The sequence below is a fragment of the Chelativorans salis genome (assembly GCF_025336525.1).
Classification (GTDB): Bacteria; Pseudomonadota; Alphaproteobacteria; order Rhizobiales; family Rhizobiaceae; genus Chelativorans; species Chelativorans salis.
The window spans coordinates 85,021-99,799 of the sequence record NZ_JAOCZP010000006.1; the positions used below are offsets into that span (position 1 = coordinate 85,021).

The 14,779-nt window shown below is 63.3% G+C and carries 16 protein-coding genes; 9 read left to right on the forward strand and 7 right to left on the reverse strand.

Annotated features, from left to right (window positions below):
* The first annotated feature begins 26 nt into the window (after positions 1 to 26).
* From N5A92_RS18785 to N5A92_RS18795, 3 genes are read left to right on the forward strand one after another with little or no spacing between them, the layout of a single operon-like run.
* A complete protein-coding gene (locus N5A92_RS18785; RefSeq protein ID WP_260905414.1) occupies positions 27 to 1,199 on the forward strand; it encodes a mandelate racemase/muconate lactonizing enzyme family protein in 1,173 nt (390 codons plus the stop codon).
* Positions 1,196 to 1,900, forward strand: coding sequence for a FadR/GntR family transcriptional regulator (locus tag N5A92_RS18790; protein WP_260905416.1), 705 nt, complete (start codon positions 1,196 to 1,198; stop codon positions 1,898 to 1,900). The genes N5A92_RS18785 and N5A92_RS18790 overlap by 4 nt, the downstream gene beginning before the upstream one ends.
* Positions 1,901 to 1,911: 11 nt before the next feature.
* Positions 1,912 to 2,886: a hydroxyacid dehydrogenase gene (locus N5A92_RS18795; protein WP_260905418.1), complete on the forward strand. Its 975-nt coding sequence runs from the start codon at positions 1,912 to 1,914 to the stop codon at positions 2,884 to 2,886.
* Positions 2,887 to 2,967: 81 nt separating this feature from the next.
* Here N5A92_RS18795 and N5A92_RS18800 read toward each other — a convergent pair whose 3' ends face one another.
* The 7 genes from N5A92_RS18800 to N5A92_RS18830 form a co-directional block, all read right to left on the reverse strand.
* Positions 2,968 to 4,047 carry an ABC transporter ATP-binding protein gene (locus tag N5A92_RS18800; RefSeq protein WP_260905420.1) on the reverse strand — a complete coding sequence of 360 codons (1,080 nt, stop codon included), beginning with the start codon at positions 4,045 to 4,047 and terminating at the stop codon, positions 2,968 to 2,970.
* Positions 4,047 to 5,156, reverse strand: a complete 1,110-nt coding sequence (locus N5A92_RS18805; RefSeq protein WP_260905421.1) for an ABC transporter ATP-binding protein — start codon at positions 5,154 to 5,156, stop codon at positions 4,047 to 4,049. The genes N5A92_RS18800 and N5A92_RS18805 overlap by 1 nt, the downstream gene beginning before the upstream one ends.
* A complete protein-coding gene (locus N5A92_RS18810) occupies positions 5,153 to 5,374 on the reverse strand; it encodes a hypothetical protein (protein ID WP_260905422.1) in 222 nt (73 codons plus the stop codon). Before N5A92_RS18810 ends, N5A92_RS18805 begins: the two co-directional genes overlap by 4 nt.
* Positions 5,371 to 6,327, reverse strand: coding sequence for a carbohydrate ABC transporter permease (locus N5A92_RS18815; RefSeq protein WP_260905424.1), 957 nt, complete (start codon positions 6,325 to 6,327; stop codon positions 5,371 to 5,373). Before N5A92_RS18815 ends, N5A92_RS18810 begins: the two co-directional genes overlap by 4 nt.
* 1 nt (position 6,328) lies before the next feature.
* Positions 6,329 to 7,261, reverse strand: coding sequence for a carbohydrate ABC transporter permease (locus N5A92_RS18820; protein ID WP_260905426.1), 933 nt, complete (start codon positions 7,259 to 7,261; stop codon positions 6,329 to 6,331).
* Between the two features lie 56 nt (positions 7,262 to 7,317).
* Positions 7,318 to 8,628, reverse strand: coding sequence for an ABC transporter substrate-binding protein (locus N5A92_RS18825; RefSeq protein WP_260905428.1), 1,311 nt, complete (start codon positions 8,626 to 8,628; stop codon positions 7,318 to 7,320).
* 333 nt (positions 8,629 to 8,961) lie between these two features.
* The gene (locus N5A92_RS18830; RefSeq protein ID WP_260905429.1) at positions 8,962 to 9,609 is read right to left on the reverse strand and encodes a TetR/AcrR family transcriptional regulator; all 648 of its coding nucleotides are present in this window, start codon (positions 9,607 to 9,609) and stop codon (positions 8,962 to 8,964) included.
* Positions 9,610 to 9,743: 134 nt separating this feature from the next.
* Between N5A92_RS18830 and N5A92_RS18835 the strand changes: the two genes are divergently transcribed.
* The 6 genes from N5A92_RS18835 to N5A92_RS18860 all read left to right on the forward strand — a co-directional run bounded on the left by N5A92_RS18835 (position 9,744) and on the right by N5A92_RS18860 (position 14,774).
* A complete protein-coding gene (locus N5A92_RS18835) occupies positions 9,744 to 10,940 on the forward strand; it encodes a Tm-1-like ATP-binding domain-containing protein (protein ID WP_260905431.1) in 1,197 nt (398 codons plus the stop codon).
* 8 nt (positions 10,941 to 10,948) lie between these two features.
* Positions 10,949 to 11,803 carry a phosphoenolpyruvate hydrolase family protein gene (locus N5A92_RS18840; protein WP_260905433.1) on the forward strand — a complete coding sequence of 285 codons (855 nt, stop codon included), beginning with the start codon at positions 10,949 to 10,951 and terminating at the stop codon, positions 11,801 to 11,803.
* Between the two features lies 1 nt (position 11,804).
* Positions 11,805 to 12,221, forward strand: a complete 417-nt coding sequence (locus tag N5A92_RS18845) for a cupin domain-containing protein (RefSeq protein WP_260905435.1) — start codon at positions 11,805 to 11,807, stop codon at positions 12,219 to 12,221.
* Between the two features lie 27 nt (positions 12,222 to 12,248).
* Positions 12,249 to 12,653, forward strand: coding sequence for a GFA family protein (locus tag N5A92_RS18850; protein WP_260905436.1), 405 nt, complete (start codon positions 12,249 to 12,251; stop codon positions 12,651 to 12,653).
* Positions 12,654 to 12,830: 177 nt separating this feature from the next.
* Complete coding sequence (locus N5A92_RS18855; RefSeq protein WP_260905437.1) at positions 12,831 to 13,343, forward strand: cell wall hydrolase; 513 nt, start codon at positions 12,831 to 12,833, stop codon at positions 13,341 to 13,343.
* 180 nt (positions 13,344 to 13,523) lie between these two features.
* Positions 13,524 to 14,774, forward strand: coding sequence for a PQQ-dependent sugar dehydrogenase (locus N5A92_RS18860; protein WP_425248609.1), 1,251 nt, complete (start codon positions 13,524 to 13,526; stop codon positions 14,772 to 14,774).
* Positions 14,775 to 14,779 lie beyond the last annotated feature (5 nt).

Sequence of the window (14,779 nt, forward strand, 5' to 3'; positions counted from 1 at the left end):
TCAGGCGGCGGGTCGGGGGAACGGGCATGCGGATCAAGAAGGCAGAAGCGTGGTGGGTGCGCATACCCATCGAGGAAAGCCGCCAACACCGCAGTGATTTCGGCCAGACGGCCACCTTCGACGCGGCGATCCTGCGCATCGAGACCGACGATGGCCTCGTCGGCTGGGGGGAAGGCAAGAATGCGGCGGGGAGCGCCGGCACCTACGCCGCACTCGTCCATCTTCTCAACCACGAGATCTGTCCGAGGCTGATCGGCCGCGACCCGACCGACATAAGCATCATCTGGGAGATGCTCTATAACGGGGTGCGACACGAGACGGCGGCCGCCAGTGGCCACGCCATGCCGGTGCTTGCCCGGCGCGGGCTGACGGTGGCGGCCATCAGCGCTGTCGACATCGCGCTGTGGGACATCCTGGGAAAGTCCGTCGGCCAGCCGGTATGGAGGCTTCTCGGCGGCCGCAAGGCGGAGCGCCTTGCGGCCTACGCCTCCGGCGGCTGGGCGGGAGCGGAGACGATCGGCGAGCAGCTACGGGCCTATGTCGGGACCGGCGGCTTCAAGGCGGTCAAGATGCGCGTCGGCGCCCAGGACGGGCCGGTGCAGGCGTCGGCTGCACGCGTGCGCGCGGCGCGCGCGGCGCTTGGTCCGGAAATCGATCTGATGGCGGATGCGCACGGTACCTATACGGTGGCCGAGGCCAAGCGCTTCGCCCATCTCGTCGCCGACTGCGATCTTGCCTGGTTCGAGGAACCGGTGATCGCCGACGACAAGAGGGGCATGGCGGAAGTCCGCGCCTCAAGCAGCGTTCCCATCGCTGCCGGCGAAAGCGAGGCGACGCGGTTCGCTTTCCGCGAGCTTGCCGTATTGAGATCGGCGGACATCTTCCAGCCCGATCCCGGCTTCTGCGGCGGCATCACCGAGACCATGCGCATCGGTGCGCTTGCCAGCGCCTTCAACCTGCGTCTGGCACCGCATTTGTGGGCCGGGGCGCCTTGTTTCTTCGCCGGCTTGCATGTATGCGCGGCCTCGCCGGCGAGTTTCATCGTCGAATATTCCCTCGGCGCCAATCCCATGATCCACGACCTGATTGAGGAAAAGGTGGAGGTGAGCGAGGGCATGGTCCAGATTCCGGAAAAGCCGGGCCTCGGTTTCACCATACGCGAAGAATTCCTGGAGGCGCACGCGCAGAAGAGCTCATGAAGGAGAACAACCTCCTGCCGGATTTGGCGGCCTATCTCTATTCCCGCTCCAACGCGGACAACGGACGAACACCGTCCGAACGCGAGCTGGCGGAGCATTTTTCCGTAAGCCGCGGCCAGGTCCGCGAGGCCCTAGCGATCCTCGAGGCCATGCGCATCGTTGAGCGCCGTGCCAAGTCTGGCATCTATCTGACAACGCGCCAGGCGAGCGTCGAGGCGATGGCGCTGTTTGCCAAGGCAGGCGTGCCGCTCGACCCGATCCAGATCTACGAGACGGTGGAATTGCGCAAGATCCACGAGATCAAGGCGGCGGAGCTTGCGTGCGAACGCGCGACGGAGGAGAACTTCGCGCGGCTGCGCGAGATCCTGAACGCCTCGGAGCAGCAGCTTGCCGCCGGCGAAGGCCTGTGGCGAGAGGACCGCGACTTCCATCTGGAGATCGTACGCGCCACCCAAAACAGCGTCTTCCATAAGGTGTGCAGCGTCTACTACCTGATGGGAGAACAGCGCCTGCCGATCTATTTCAGCGATCCGGAGCGGGCGCGACGCTCGCATGCCGAGCATATCCAGATCTACGAGGCGCTCCTGCGCCGCGACGGCAATCTGGCGCAGGCTTTGATGAGCGCGCATCTCAAAGGGGCGGAGAGCTATTGGAAGGGCCTGATCGGCGGCGTAGAGTCCGAGGCCGTGGAGCAAGCATAGGTGCGGGTCCCTTGCCGATTATCCTTTCCACCAACGCGCTTCATCCGCGCGCAGAAGCGATGCTGGCCGAGGCCGGCGAATTGCGCATAGCGAGCAATGCCAAACCGGAAACACTGCTTGAAGAAGGCCGCGAGGCCGACGTTGTCATCGTCCGCGCGCCCCTGCCTGCGCCGCTTTTTTCCGCCGCACCCCGCTTGCGCGCCGCCATCCGCCATGGCGCGGGGCTCGATATGATCCCGGTCGAAGCGGCAACGGCAGCGGGCGTGCTGGTTGCCAATGTGCCGGGCGTCAATGCGCGTGCGGTGGCAGAGCACGTGTTCCTGGTCACGCTAGCGCTTCTCCGGCGCTTCCGTCCGATGGACTGCGACCTGAGGGACGCGGGATGGTCCGCCGGCCGCGCCCATGCCGACAACGGTGCCGAGCTCGCCGGCCGCACGATGGGCATCGTCGGCATGGGCAATGTCGGCCGCGCCGTCTTCCGCATCGCGCGCGGTTTCGGCCTGGATGTGCTAGCCAATACACGCAAGCCGGCGACGTTGCCGGAAGGCGCGCTCGCGGCAAGTCTCGACCAGCTCGCCGAGAAAAGCGATATCGTCGTCCTGTGCTGCCCGCTGACCCCGGAGACGCGGGGCCTCATCGGACGGGAGCGCCTTGCGCGCATGAAGCCCTCGGCCCTGCTGGTCAACGTCTCGCGCGGCCCCGTCATCGATGAACAAGCGCTCATCGCCGCACTTGGCGAGGGCCGTATCGCGGGTGCCGCACTCGACGTTTTTGACGTTCATCCGCTGTCCGCCGATCACCCCTATTTCACATTCGACAACGTTGTCCTAACGCCGCACGCGGCCGGCATCACCGATGAAAGCATGATGAGGATGGGAACGGGCGCGGCCGAAGAGGCGATCCGCGTGCTCAATGGACAATTGCCCGAGAACTTATGTAACCCAGAGGCGGTGGAGCGTTATCGGAAGCGCTTTCCGGCGGAGTGAGTCGCACCAGAACCGTCGGCTGCGGCAGGCGGAAGCAGGGTAACAACCCCCGCCCTCCTTCCGGCGTGCCGTCAGCCTCCTCTATCCCCCGTGCCTCAGGCTGAGCCCGCTAGCGCCATCGAAAAGAACCACCTTTTCGGGGTTCCATGCAAACCGTACCGTCTCGTCCACCGCGACATTCGTCCGAGCCGAGACGGTGGCGCGCAGCACAGCATCGCCGGCATGCAGGGTGAGGATTTTTTCCACGCCGTGGTTCTCCACGTCGTGCACCATCGCCTCGACAGGTGCTCCCGATTCGACGGTGAGGTCTTCCGGGCGGATGCCGAAGACGAGCGGCTGCCCTTCCGAAACCGCTCCCGCCTGACCGTTCAGCGGCAGTTCGAAGCGCTTCGGCGCAACGACGGCGCGTCCCTTCACCAGACGGCCGTCGAGGAGGTTCATCGGCGGCGAGCCGACGGAACGGGCGACGAAGGTGTTGCGCGGGTTGTTGTAGATTTCATAGGGCGTGCCCGTCTGCACCAGCCGGCCCCTGTCCAAAACGCCGATCTTGTCGCCCATCGACATGGCCTCGATCTGGTCGTGCGTGACGAATAGAAAGGTAGCACCAAGCGTCATCTGCAGGTTTTTCAGTTCCGTGCGCAGCGCCTCGCGCAGCTTGGCGTCGAGTGCGGACAAGGGCTCGTCCATCAGGAAGACGCGCGGCTTGCGCACGATGGCGCGACCGATGGAGACGCGCTGCATCTCGCCGCCCGAAAGCCTGTCGGTCTTGCGGTCGAGAAGGTGCTCAATGCGCAGGATTTTTGCCGCGCGGGCTACCTGCTCCTTAATCTCCTCCGACTCGACGCGGCGGATCTTCGCCTTCAAGGGAAATTCGAGATTCTCGCGCACCGTGTAGCGCGGATAGAGCGAGTATTGCTGCAGCACCAGCGCCACGTCGCGCTCGGCCGGGCCCCAGTCGCTAACATCCGCACCATCGATGAGGATTTTTCCTTCTGTCGGCCTTTCGAGACCGGCAATCAGCCTGAGCGTCGTCGTCTTGCCGGCGCCCGTCTCACCGAGCAAGACGAAAAATTCGCCGTCGGCGATCTCCAGGTCGAGATTGCGGAGCGCCGTCTGCGCGCCGAACTTCTTGGTGACGCGTTTGAGCTCGATATGGGCCATTACAACCTCACCCCAAGGGACCTGCCGCTCTCTACGTCGAAGAAATGTGCCTGGGCGGGATCGATCCTCACCCACACCTTTTCACCGGGCCGCGGCACGAAGCCTGCTTTCGTGCGTGCCCTCAGCATCTGCGTGCCGACCTGCAGGTCGATGATGTCGTGCGAGCCGAGCGGCTCTATGATGTGTGCCTCGACCGGCAGGTAGCCCTCCCGGCGCTCGCGCTCGACAAGCACGCCCTCCGGGCGGATGCCGAGCGCGAGACCGTCCCCCTTCGCTCCGCCGGCTTCGAGCCGGCCGAGAAGATTTCGCGGGAAGACAAAACCTTCTGCCGCACCCGGCATGACGACGCGGGCTTCCGAGTCCGCCTCGGCCACCTGCGCCTCCGCAATGTTCATCACCGGACTGCCGACGAACTGTGCGACAAAGAGATTGGCAGGATGGAGATAGACTTCGTCCGGCGAACCCACCTGCTGCAGCACACCCTCGTTCATGATGACGATGCGGTCGGCGAGCGCCATCGCTTCCACCTGATCGTGGGTGACATAGACGGTGGTGGAACCCTGTTGCATGTGCAAGCGCTTGATCTCGGTGCGCATCTCCTCGCGCAGCTTCGCGTCGAGCGCACCGATAGGCTCGTCCATCAGAAGCGCCTTGGGGCTGCGCACCAGCGCGCGACCGATCGCAACGCGCTGCATGTCACCGCCCGACAGGGCCGACGGACGGCGCTTCAGGAGCGGCGCGATCCGCAGCACATCCGCCACCTGCCGCACCGCCCGGTCGATCTCCGCCCTGCTTTGCCCGGTTGCGCGCAGGGGGAAGGCTATATTTTCGTAGACGGTCATGTGCGGGTAGAGCGAGAAGGACTGGAACACGAAAGCGATGTCGCGGTCGGCTGCCTTCAGGTGCTGAACCACCTTGCCGTCGATCAGGATATCGCCCTCATCGATCGTCTCGAGGCCGGCGACGGCACGTAGCGTCGTTGTCTTGCCGCAACCCGACGGCCCCAGCATGACGATGAACTCGTTGTCCTCGATCACGAGGTTCATGTCCTTGATGACCTGAACCTCGCCGAAGAATTTCTGCACGTCGCGCAGTTCGATGTGTGTCATTCCGCCAGTCTCCCCTCATGCGCATCCTCCTCCGGCGCCTCCTGCTCGGGCGGAATGTGGGACGTTATGATGAAGGAGACGAGCCCGATGAGGGTGATCGTCACGCCGTAACGGTGCAGGAACAGGTTCCAGGGCTGGCAAAGCGCGATGATGCCGAGGATCATCACGGTCTGCGCACCCGGCACGAGATACTTCTGGTTCAGCCTGCGGAAGCTCATTTGCGGATCGCTCCGAAGGACATGCCGCGCAGGAGATGGTTGCGAAGCAGGAAGGTGAAGATGGCGACCGGCAGCAGGAACAAGAAGGTGCCGGCGGCGATGGTCGTCCAGTCGGTCAGGCCGGAGCCGACCTGGGCGGGAATGAAGGGCGGCGCAGTCTGGGCATCCCGGTTGGTCAGCATCAGCGCGAAGGCATATTCGTTCCAGGCGATGATGAAGCAGAAAACACCCGTCGCGGCGATGCCGGTCGCCGCCTCCGGCAGCACGATCTTGAAGAAAGCCTGCATGCGTGTGTAGCCGTCGACGAGGGCAGCTTCCTCATACTCCCTCGGAATCTCGTCGATGAAGCCCTTCATAAGCCACACCACGAAGGACAGATTGAAGGCGGTATAAAGGATGATCAGCCCGAGATGCGTGTCGGTCATGCCCACCGCGCGGTACATGAGGAACATCGGGATCGCCACGACCACGGGTGGCAGCATGCGCGTCGACAGGATGAAGAACAGCCAGTCCTGTTCGCCCGGCACCCTGAAGCGTGAGAAGCCGTACGCCGTCAACGTGCCCATCGAGACGGCGAGCAGGGTACTGGTGACCGCGATGATCAGGCTGTTGAGGAACCGGTCGGGATAGGCGGAAAGCTGAACGCTGTCGCCCACGCGCAGCACGCGCTCGCCGCCGTCCAGAATCCTTTTTTCCCACCAAGGTGCCGCCTCGTAAACCTCCTCGTCGACGGGCTGGGTGAGTTGGACGCGCTTGGTGAACAGCTTGATGAAGGGCGTAATCTCCGGCTGGAATACGACCGTCGGCGGCACGGTGGTGGCCAGCGCCCGCGGCTTGAAGGCCGTTGTGGCGATCCAATAGATCGGCGCCAGAAAGATGATGGTGGTGACGATGACGGCCACGATGGCGAGCCGGTTCGCGATCCTCTGGCGCGGTGTCTGGACGGCGGCCATCTCAGCGCTCCTTCACGCGGTTGAGATATTTGATGTAGATGTTGGTGATCGCGATCACGACGATCAGCATGATGTAGGCGAGTGCGCAGGAAAGCCCCGTCTGCCATTCCTGGAAGGCCATCTTGTAGAGGCGGATGGCGATCACCTCGGTGGTCGGCTGGCCGCTCATGATGAAGGGAAGGTCGAAGCTCTTGAACGCCTCCATGGTACGGAAGATGAGGGCGATCAGTAGCATCGGAGCGACCAGCGGCAGCGTGATGCGCGTGAAGGTGTACCAACTCGAGGCACGGTCGATCGCCGCTGCCTCGTAAAGGTGCTTGGGCACTGCCGAGAGGCCCGCCAACGACAGGAGCATCACGAAGGGCGACCACATCCAGATATCGGTGATGGCCACCGCGTAGAGCGCCATGTCGGGATTGGAAAGCCAATCGAACCGGCCGAGGCCGAGTGCATAGTTGATGATGCCCCAGGACGGATCGTAGAGCAGCTTCCAGAAGAGGCCGACGACGGCCATCGACATCATCATCGGCAGGAGCAGAAGCGTGGTGAAGAGCCCCTTGAAGGGGAACGCCCGGTTGAGCAGCAGTGCGATACCGAAGCCGACGATCATCTGACCGCCCACCGAGACGATCACGTATTTCGCCGTGACCGTGAAGTTGCGCCAGATGTTCGGGTCGGAAAGGAGCCGCTTATAGTTGTCGAGGCCGACGAAGTTCGCCGGCGCACTGACAGACGCACGGAAGTCGGTGAAGGAATAGCCAAGCGAATAGAGCAGCGGGAAGATGTTGAAGACGATAAGGAAGACGATCGTCGGAATGATGAATACGTTGCGGATCGTAAGATCGCTCCAGCCGCGGGCAGCAGCGCGGGAGCTGGGATCCAGCCTTTCAAGGGCGATCGTCGTCACGACCCGGTTCCTTTCCACTTCAGCCATGGCAGATTGCTAAAAAAGGGCGGAGGGAGCAGGTGCCCCCTCCGCTTTCCCCGCCCTCAATCGAGACGGCCATACCGCTTGAACGTCTCTTCCCAATCCGTGGCAAGCCCGTCGAGGGCCTCTTCCGCGGTGCCCTCACCGCCGACAACGTAGGGATAGACACGGGTATTCATCTGCGTGAGCAGCTCCGCGTATTCCGGCACCGCCCAGAAGTCCTTCACGATCTGCATCGACTGAAAGAAGGCCTCGTTAAAGGGGGTGGCGTTGCGGAATTCCTCCGACTCCAGAACAGCAGCGTGGCAGGTGTAGCCGCCGAGCGCGGCCCATTTCTGCTGCACGTCCTCACGGATGAACCACTCCAGGAACTTGAACGCTTCCTCCTTGTTCTGCGAATAGCTGACGATCGACATCCCCTGCCCGCCGAGGGCAGCATGGTGCGCGCCCGTCGGTCCGGGCGGGTTGACGAAGTAGCCGGTCGCATCCGCGTGCGGGTTGGTCGCCGGATTGGCGAGTGCCGGGAAGAAGGCAAAGTAGTTCATGCTCATCGCCGCCAGGCCCTCGGTGATCGCCTGGTTGTTCTCCAGGAAGAACGTCTTGCCCCAGTTGGGCGGCGTGAACTGGTAGAGCTCGCGATACATCTCGAGCGCCTGCACGTTCTCCGGCGAATTGGTGATGCCCTGCACCTGGAAGGTCTCGTAATCGCCGAGCTCGCCCCCATAGGTGAAGATCGTCTGCTCGACGCCCATGATCAGACCGTCATAGGAGTTGTCTGTATAAAGGGCGATGCCGTAGCGGCCCTCGTCCGGGCGGTGGAAGAACTCGGCGATATCGCGAAGCTGCTGGTAGTTCTCCGGCACCCCGAGCTCGTAGCCGTACTTCTCCTGGAAGGCCGCCTTCTCCTCTGGGTCCTCGAACCAGTCCTTGCGGTAGGCCCAGCCGTTGGCGTCGCCCTCGGTCGGGATCGCCCAGTACTTGCCGCTCGCCTTCGGATATTCGGCATAGGACTCGACTGTCGCGGGAACGAAGACCTCGGCGAGATTGTGCTCCTCGAAGAACTCCGTCAGGTCGACATAGTGACCGCCCTCGGAACCAGCGCCCAACCATTGGGAATCGCCGACCACCAGGTCATAGGCGTCGCCGTGGGCGTTGAATTCCGCGAAGGCTTTGGTCTGGAAGTCCGCCCAAGGGGTCGTCTCGACCCTGACGGTGACGCCGGTTTCGGCGGCGTACTCGTTAACCAGTTCCTGCAGATAGTTAGCTGGATCCCACTCGGCCCAGAAGATGGTGAGCTCCTGCGCGAACGCCGACGTTCCGCTGGACAAAGCAAGGCTTATCCCGGCAAGCATGCCGGTCATTTTCATGCGCATGACGAATTCCTCCCAATCATACCTACGCATTTCTGGATGCCGGCGGTGCCGGCTCCTGTACTCCTCCGTCTGCCGCCTCCGTGAGCAAAGCCCTCCCCGGCTTCGCCCGTCCGGCTGCGAACCCGACGGCCCGCAACCTCCTCGATCTGGTATTACCAAATGTAAAGTTCCGTCAAGCTCTTTGTGGCGTATTCCTCCCGCTACTCCTCCTCAAAACACCCTTATATTCCGGCCTTTCTTGCTCGATCACGACCGGGCTTCCAGCTTGCAAAGATTCAACCGCATCATTTTCAGACTTTTCGATAAAAACCCGATCTGGTCGAACCAGATTCCTCAGCCTTTCTTCGAGGACCTTGCCTCCTCCACCGCCGCGCGCACTAGCGCGCTTGCAGCCCACTGCGCCACGGCTTGCGTCCGGCCAGCGTCGAGGCCCCAGATATCCTTCAGGACAATCAACGTCTCGACGCCGAAGGTCAACGACAGGGCCTGCGCCAGCCGGTCAACCTGCCCCTTGGAAAGCTCCCCCTTGAGAGGTGCCAGCGCTTGCCGCAGAAGGTCGACGCGGTGACCGCGCGTGAACTGCGGCTCGTTGCCGAGCGTGCCGGCCTGACGTCCCGCCCACTCCTCCAGCGACAGTTTCAGCGCTGCCTTGAAGGTAGCTTCAAACTCCTCGATGCGCGGCAGCGAGCTTTCGAAAAGATCGGCCACGCGCTCACCAGCGTCGGCCGAAGTCGATCGCCAGGTCAGGATTGGCCCCAGCGCCTCGTCGACGACTGCATGCACGAGGGCGGCCTCACTGGGAAAATAGCGATATGCGGTGGCGCGCGATACGCCGGCGGCCTCCGCAACCTCGCTCACCGACGGCGTGACGCCGGCCTGCATCAGCCGCGTCGCCGTCTCCAGCATCAGCCGCCTGGTCCGTGCCCGCGGCCCCCGCTCGGTCTCCTCGACCGGTTCTGATTGTTGACGTGAGACGTCCATATCAATATGATACGCGTGTCTCAAAAATTTGCAACGGCATTCTTTCGGGAGGAGCCGCGGCAAGCGGGGCAATAGCGGGGGCTGCGACGGCGCAGACTGCCGCAAAGACGAGGCCCGGGCCGCGCGGGAGGACGATGAAGCGCATCTATGCCGTCGCCACGGCTGATACCAAAGGCGAGGAATTGGCCTTTCTGGCCTCCGCCATTGCGGCGGCCGGCGGAGACGTTATGCGTGTCGATGTCGGCACGCGTGCGCCGACCGTGGAGGTCGACGCAAGTGCTGCCGAAGTCGCCGCGCACCACCCGGAAGGTGCCGAGGCGGTGCTTGGCAGCGACGACCGCGGCAAGGCGGTCTCGGCCATGGGCGAGGCCTTCGCCAATTTCATCGCTGCACGCGACGATGTCGGCGCGGTGATCGGCATCGGCGGCGGCGGCGGCACGTCCATCGTCACCGCCGGCATGCGGCGGCTTCCCTATGGCGTGCCCAAACTGATGGTCTCGACGCTGGCTTCCGGCGACACCGCCCCTTACGTCGACATTTCCGACATCATCATGATGCCGTCGGTGACAGACATGGCCGGCCTCAACGGCTTGAGCCGCACCATCCTGCACAACGCGGCGCAAGCGATCGCCGGCATGGCCATGCGCCCGGCACAGCGGGCGGACGGAAAGCCGGCGCTCGGGCTCACTATGTTCGGCGTCACCACGCCCTGTGTGACGGCGATCACGCACCGCCTGCGCGACGATTACGACTGCATGGTCTTCCACGCCACGGGGACCGGCGGGCGTACCATGGAAAAGCTCGCTGACAGCGCCATGCTCGCCGGTCTCCTCGACATCACGACGACCGAGGTCTGCGATCTGCTATTCAACGGCGTGCTGCCGGCGACGGAGGATCGGTTCGGGGCCGTGGTACGCACAATGTTGCCTTACGTCGGCGCACCGGGTGCCTGCGACATGGTCAACTTCTGGGCACCTGAAACCGTGCCGGAGCGATATCGCGGCCGGACCCTCTACCGCCACAATCCCAACGTGACACTGATGCGCACGAATGCCGAGGAGTGCCGCGCCATCGGCGAGTGGATCGGCACGCGGCTCAACGCTTGCGAGGGACCGTTGCGCTTCCTGATTCCGGAAAAGGGCGTATCGGCCCTCGATGTCGAGGGCGGCGCTTTCTTCGATCCGGAGGCCGATGCAGAACTTTTCGCTGGCGTGGAGCGGACACTGAAACCAGCCGCCAACCGGCGCATCGAGCGCCTGCCGCTCAACATCAACGATCCCGAATTCGCCGAGGCGGCCGTCGCCGCTTTCCTCGATATGGCCAGAAAGTGAGACACCGCATGCCCGCCATCCCCCGCACGACAATCCTGGAGAAATTCCGCGCTATGATCGCCGAGGGTCGGCCGATCGTTGGCGGCGGCGCGGGCACAGGCCTTTCCGCCAAGGCGGAGGAGGCTGGCGGCATCGACCTCATCATTATCTACAATTCCGGCCGCTACCGCATGGCCGGTCGCGGCTCGGCCGCTGGCCTGCTCGCCTATGGAAACGCCAACGAGATTGTCAGGGAGATGGCCGTCGAGGTGCTGCCGGTGGTGAGAAACACGCCGGTGCTGGCCGGCGTCAACGGCACCGACCCGTTCGTGCTGATGCCGCAGTTCCTGGCCGAACTTAAGGCGATGGGCTTCTCCGGCGTGCAGAATTTTCCCACCATTGGCCTGTTTGACGGCCGCATGCGGCAGAGCTTCGAGGAAACCGGTATGGGCTACGGTCTGGAGGTCGACATGATCGCTGCCGCCCACGAGCTCGACCTTCTGACAACGCCCTACGTCTTCAATACGGAAGAAGCCGCGGCCATGACCAAGGCAGGGGCCGACATCATCGTCGCCCATATGGGCGTGACCACCGGCGGCACGATCGGCGCCACCTCGGCCAAGTCCCTCGATGAATGCGTCGGCGAGATCGAGGCAATTGCTTCCGCCGCGCGCGCTGTGCGCGAGGACGTCATCGTACTGTGTCACGGTGGGCCGATCGCCATGCCGGAGGACGCGCGCTACGTCCTGGAACGCGCTGAGAGCTGCCACGGCTTCTACGGCGCCAGCTCGATGGAACGCCTGCCGGCCGAGGTGGCGATCCGCGATCAGATCGCCAGCTTCAAGGCGCTGCCAGTTCGGGTGCCAGCTTCAGCAGGAGGATGAGATGAGCGGCATGGAAAAAATTTTCGTCTATCCGGAGGAGGTCGACGCCTTCGCCTTCGACTGGGGGCGGCTGGCCCTGACGGTGGGACCGGAGGTGAACGGTGCCGGGCGTTTTTCCGGTGGCGTGGTCGACCTCGAAAAGGGCCAGGGCCATGCACGCCACAACCACCCCGGCGCGGAGGAGATCATCTTCGTGATCGCCGGCACCGGCGAGCAGATGGTCGAGGACGAGGAAGGTAATCCGGTCGTGCATCAGGTCCGGCCCGGCTGCACGATCTACGTACCCGAAAGCCGCTACCACTCGACGCTCAATACGGGCGAGGGACCGATGCAGCTTTTCGTGGTTTACTCCCCGACCGGCCCCGAGCAGGCGCTGCGGAAACTGCCTGATTTCCGGCTGGTGCCGGCCAAGGGATAGGCCGCACCGGCCGAGCGAGGTTCTGTGATGGCTGGAGAAGAATGGACGGGCGGCTGCATGTGCGGCGCTGTCCGCTTTCGCGCCCAGGGTTCGCCGATCCGCGTCGAGATCTGCCATTGCAGGACCTGCCGCAAGGCAACCGGTTCTGCCTTCGCCGTGTTTGTCCTTTTTGCCGGCGATCAGGTGGTGATCGAAAGCGGCGAGACGATCCGGTTCGTATCGTCCGAGACGGTCATCCGCCACTCCTGTGGAGGTTGCGGCTCGCCGGTATTCGACACCTTCACCCATTCCGACAACATTGATTTCCACCTCGGTGCTCTGGATCAGGCGGAGCGGCTCGTTCCGCAGAGGGAAGTTTGGACAGCGCGCCGGCTTCCCTGGGTTTCACGCGCACCGGGCACGACTTGCCATCGGTTCGGCAACCCGGACTGAGGCGGCATGCGCCGGGATGAGCTGCCAGCCGCGGGCGCTCTCAGCGGTGCGTGCAATCGCCTTTTTCTTGCCAAGCTGCCTCCAAGTTAACGCCCCATTGGTTGGCCACAAGCCCCGCAAAACAAGATAGCAAGGGGTTGGGCGATGATCCGATCAATCGCGAGCGCAAAGCTCGCCATGGGCGCCTTGTGCGTCATTTTTTCCGCCTTGTCGGCCACTGCCGGGCCGATACCGGTGCCGAAATTCCGCTCCGCGGTGGCGCCGGCCTATCTGAGTTACAGCAAGGAAATCGAGTGCCTGGCGCGGGCGATCTACTTCGAAGCAAGAGGAGAATCCCGCGACGGCCAGAGAGCCGTGGCGCACGTGGTTCTCAACCGGGTGGAGAGCGGCTTCTATCCAAACTCGATCTGCGGCGTGGTGTATCAGAACGACCACCTGAGGGATGCCTGCCAGTTCTCCTTCGCCTGCGACGGCACCCCCGACCGGATAAAAGACCCCGAAGCGTACGAGACCGCGGAAACGATTGCCAAGCGAAGCTTCGCACGCGACGGCTGGTGGCGCGTTATTAACAGCGACCTCGCTCGCTCGACCCACTACCATGCCGACTATGTGAAACCTTGGTGGGCGAAGAAACTAGAGCGGACCGGTCAGATCGGGCGGCATATCTTTTACTATACCGCCACGATGTAACCCGGAAGCGTGCCTGATCCGGCCTGTATCGGCACAAGGATAGGGACGACCCCCGAGCGGGAATGGCTCATACCGCTGAGGGATGGCCGCCTGCACGGCCGGCATGACGATCATTGTCATTTCCCGGATTTCGGCAGACACTGGATTGCGCTATCCGCGCGCAAGCTCTGGGAGGAAGCAATGACGAGGACAATTGCGGCTTCGCTGGCCATGTTGATCGGCACCACGGCGCTGGCTTATGGTCAGCAGCAATCGGACAATCTCGAGCGGCTGAGCTCTTTCAAGACCACCGGCACCACCAAGTTTACCGAGATCGAGCAGGGCGGAGAGAAAGCCGAGGCTATCAACCGTACGCTCGAAAAGATCAAACTGCCTGACGGCTTCCAGATCAGCCTTTATGCAATCGTGCCCGATGCCCGTCACATTGCAATCGGGCCGCAAGGCGTGGTCACATTCGTCGGCACCCGCAAGACAAAAGTCTGGGCCGTGACCGATCGCGATAAGGATCGCGTTGCCGATGAAGTCAAGGACTTCGCGCCGCCGCTGGCCATGACGGTACCCAACGGGCCGTGCTTCTCGCCGGAGGGAGTGCTCTACATCGTCGAGCAGAACCGTGTGATCGCCTATCCGGCTGCCGAATTCTTCTACGAAAGCCCCGACGTTGCCGCCAGCGAGATGGTGAAGCAAGGCGAACTGATCCCGGTCGAGGAGGAAAGCTATAACCACACCGCTCGCGTCTGCCGTGTCGGGCCCGACGGCAAGCTCTACATTTCGCTCGGCCAGCCCTTCAATGTTCCGCCGCCGGAGAAGCTGGATCTCTACAATGAGCATGGCATCGGCGGCATTATCCGCATCAACCAGGACGGCACCGGCCGCGAGGTCTATACCTATGGCGTGCGCAACTCGGTCGGCCATGATTTCAATCCGGCCAATGGCGATCTCTGGTTCACCGACAATCAGGTGGATGGGATGGGTGATGACATCCCGCCTGGTGAACTCAACCGGCAAACGGAAGCTGGCCAGCATTTCGGCTTTCCCTGGTATGGCGGAGGCTCGGTGCGCACGGAGGAATACAAGGGCGAGGAACCGCCGGAAGACGTGGTCATGCCGGCGGTGGAAATGGACGCTCACGCGGCCGATCTCGGCATGACCTTCTACACCGGGCGGCAATTCCCCGCCAAATATCGTGGCGGCATCTTCTCCGCTCAGCACGGCTCGTGGAACCGCACCACACCAATTGGCGCGCGGGTGATGTTCACCGCCGTCAAGGAGGATGGCACCGCCGGAGAGACGGAGGTCTTCGCGGAAGGTTGGCTGAACGAGAACGGCGAATATCTCGGCCGCCCGGTCGATGTGGCGCAGTTGCATGACGGCTCCATCATCGTCTCCGACGATCTGGTGGGGGCGCTCTACCGCATATCGTACGAATAGGAAGG

What these genes read in the sequence shown, in the direction of transcription:
- N5A92_RS18850 (WP_260905436.1), top strand. Translation starts at nt 12,249, where the DNA reads ATGGCTGGAGAAGAATGGACGGGCGGCTGCATGTGCGGCGCTGTCCGC.
- N5A92_RS18810 (WP_260905422.1), bottom strand. Translation starts at nt 5,374, where the DNA reads ATGAGCTTCCGCAGGCTGAACCAGAAGTATCTCGTGCCGGGTGCGCAG.
- N5A92_RS18855 (WP_260905437.1), top strand. Translation starts at nt 12,831, where the DNA reads ATGGGCGCCTTGTGCGTCATTTTTTCCGCCTTGTCGGCCACTGCCGGG.
- N5A92_RS18820 (WP_260905426.1), bottom strand. Translation starts at nt 7,261, where the DNA reads ATGGCTGAAGTGGAAAGGAACCGGGTCGTGACGACGATCGCCCTTGAA.
- N5A92_RS18860 (WP_425248609.1), top strand. Translation starts at nt 13,524, where the DNA reads ATGACGAGGACAATTGCGGCTTCGCTGGCCATGTTGATCGGCACCACG.
- N5A92_RS18840 (WP_260905433.1), top strand. Translation starts at nt 10,949, where the DNA reads ATGCCCGCCATCCCCCGCACGACAATCCTGGAGAAATTCCGCGCTATG.
- N5A92_RS18815 (WP_260905424.1), bottom strand. Translation starts at nt 6,327, where the DNA reads ATGGCCGCCGTCCAGACACCGCGCCAGAGGATCGCGAACCGGCTCGCC.
- N5A92_RS18785 (WP_260905414.1), top strand. Translation starts at nt 27, where the DNA reads ATGCGGATCAAGAAGGCAGAAGCGTGGTGGGTGCGCATACCCATCGAG.
- N5A92_RS18805 (WP_260905421.1), bottom strand. Translation starts at nt 5,156, where the DNA reads ATGACACACATCGAACTGCGCGACGTGCAGAAATTCTTCGGCGAGGTT.
- N5A92_RS18790 (WP_260905416.1), top strand. Translation starts at nt 1,196, where the DNA reads ATGAAGGAGAACAACCTCCTGCCGGATTTGGCGGCCTATCTCTATTCC.
- N5A92_RS18845 (WP_260905435.1), top strand. Translation starts at nt 11,805, where the DNA reads ATGAGCGGCATGGAAAAAATTTTCGTCTATCCGGAGGAGGTCGACGCC.
- N5A92_RS18835 (WP_260905431.1), top strand. Translation starts at nt 9,744, where the DNA reads ATGAAGCGCATCTATGCCGTCGCCACGGCTGATACCAAAGGCGAGGAA.
- N5A92_RS18800 (WP_260905420.1), bottom strand. Translation starts at nt 4,047, where the DNA reads ATGGCCCATATCGAGCTCAAACGCGTCACCAAGAAGTTCGGCGCGCAG.
- N5A92_RS18830 (WP_260905429.1), bottom strand. Translation starts at nt 9,609, where the DNA reads ATGGACGTCTCACGTCAACAATCAGAACCGGTCGAGGAGACCGAGCGG.
- N5A92_RS18825 (WP_260905428.1), bottom strand. Translation starts at nt 8,628, where the DNA reads ATGCGCATGAAAATGACCGGCATGCTTGCCGGGATAAGCCTTGCTTTG.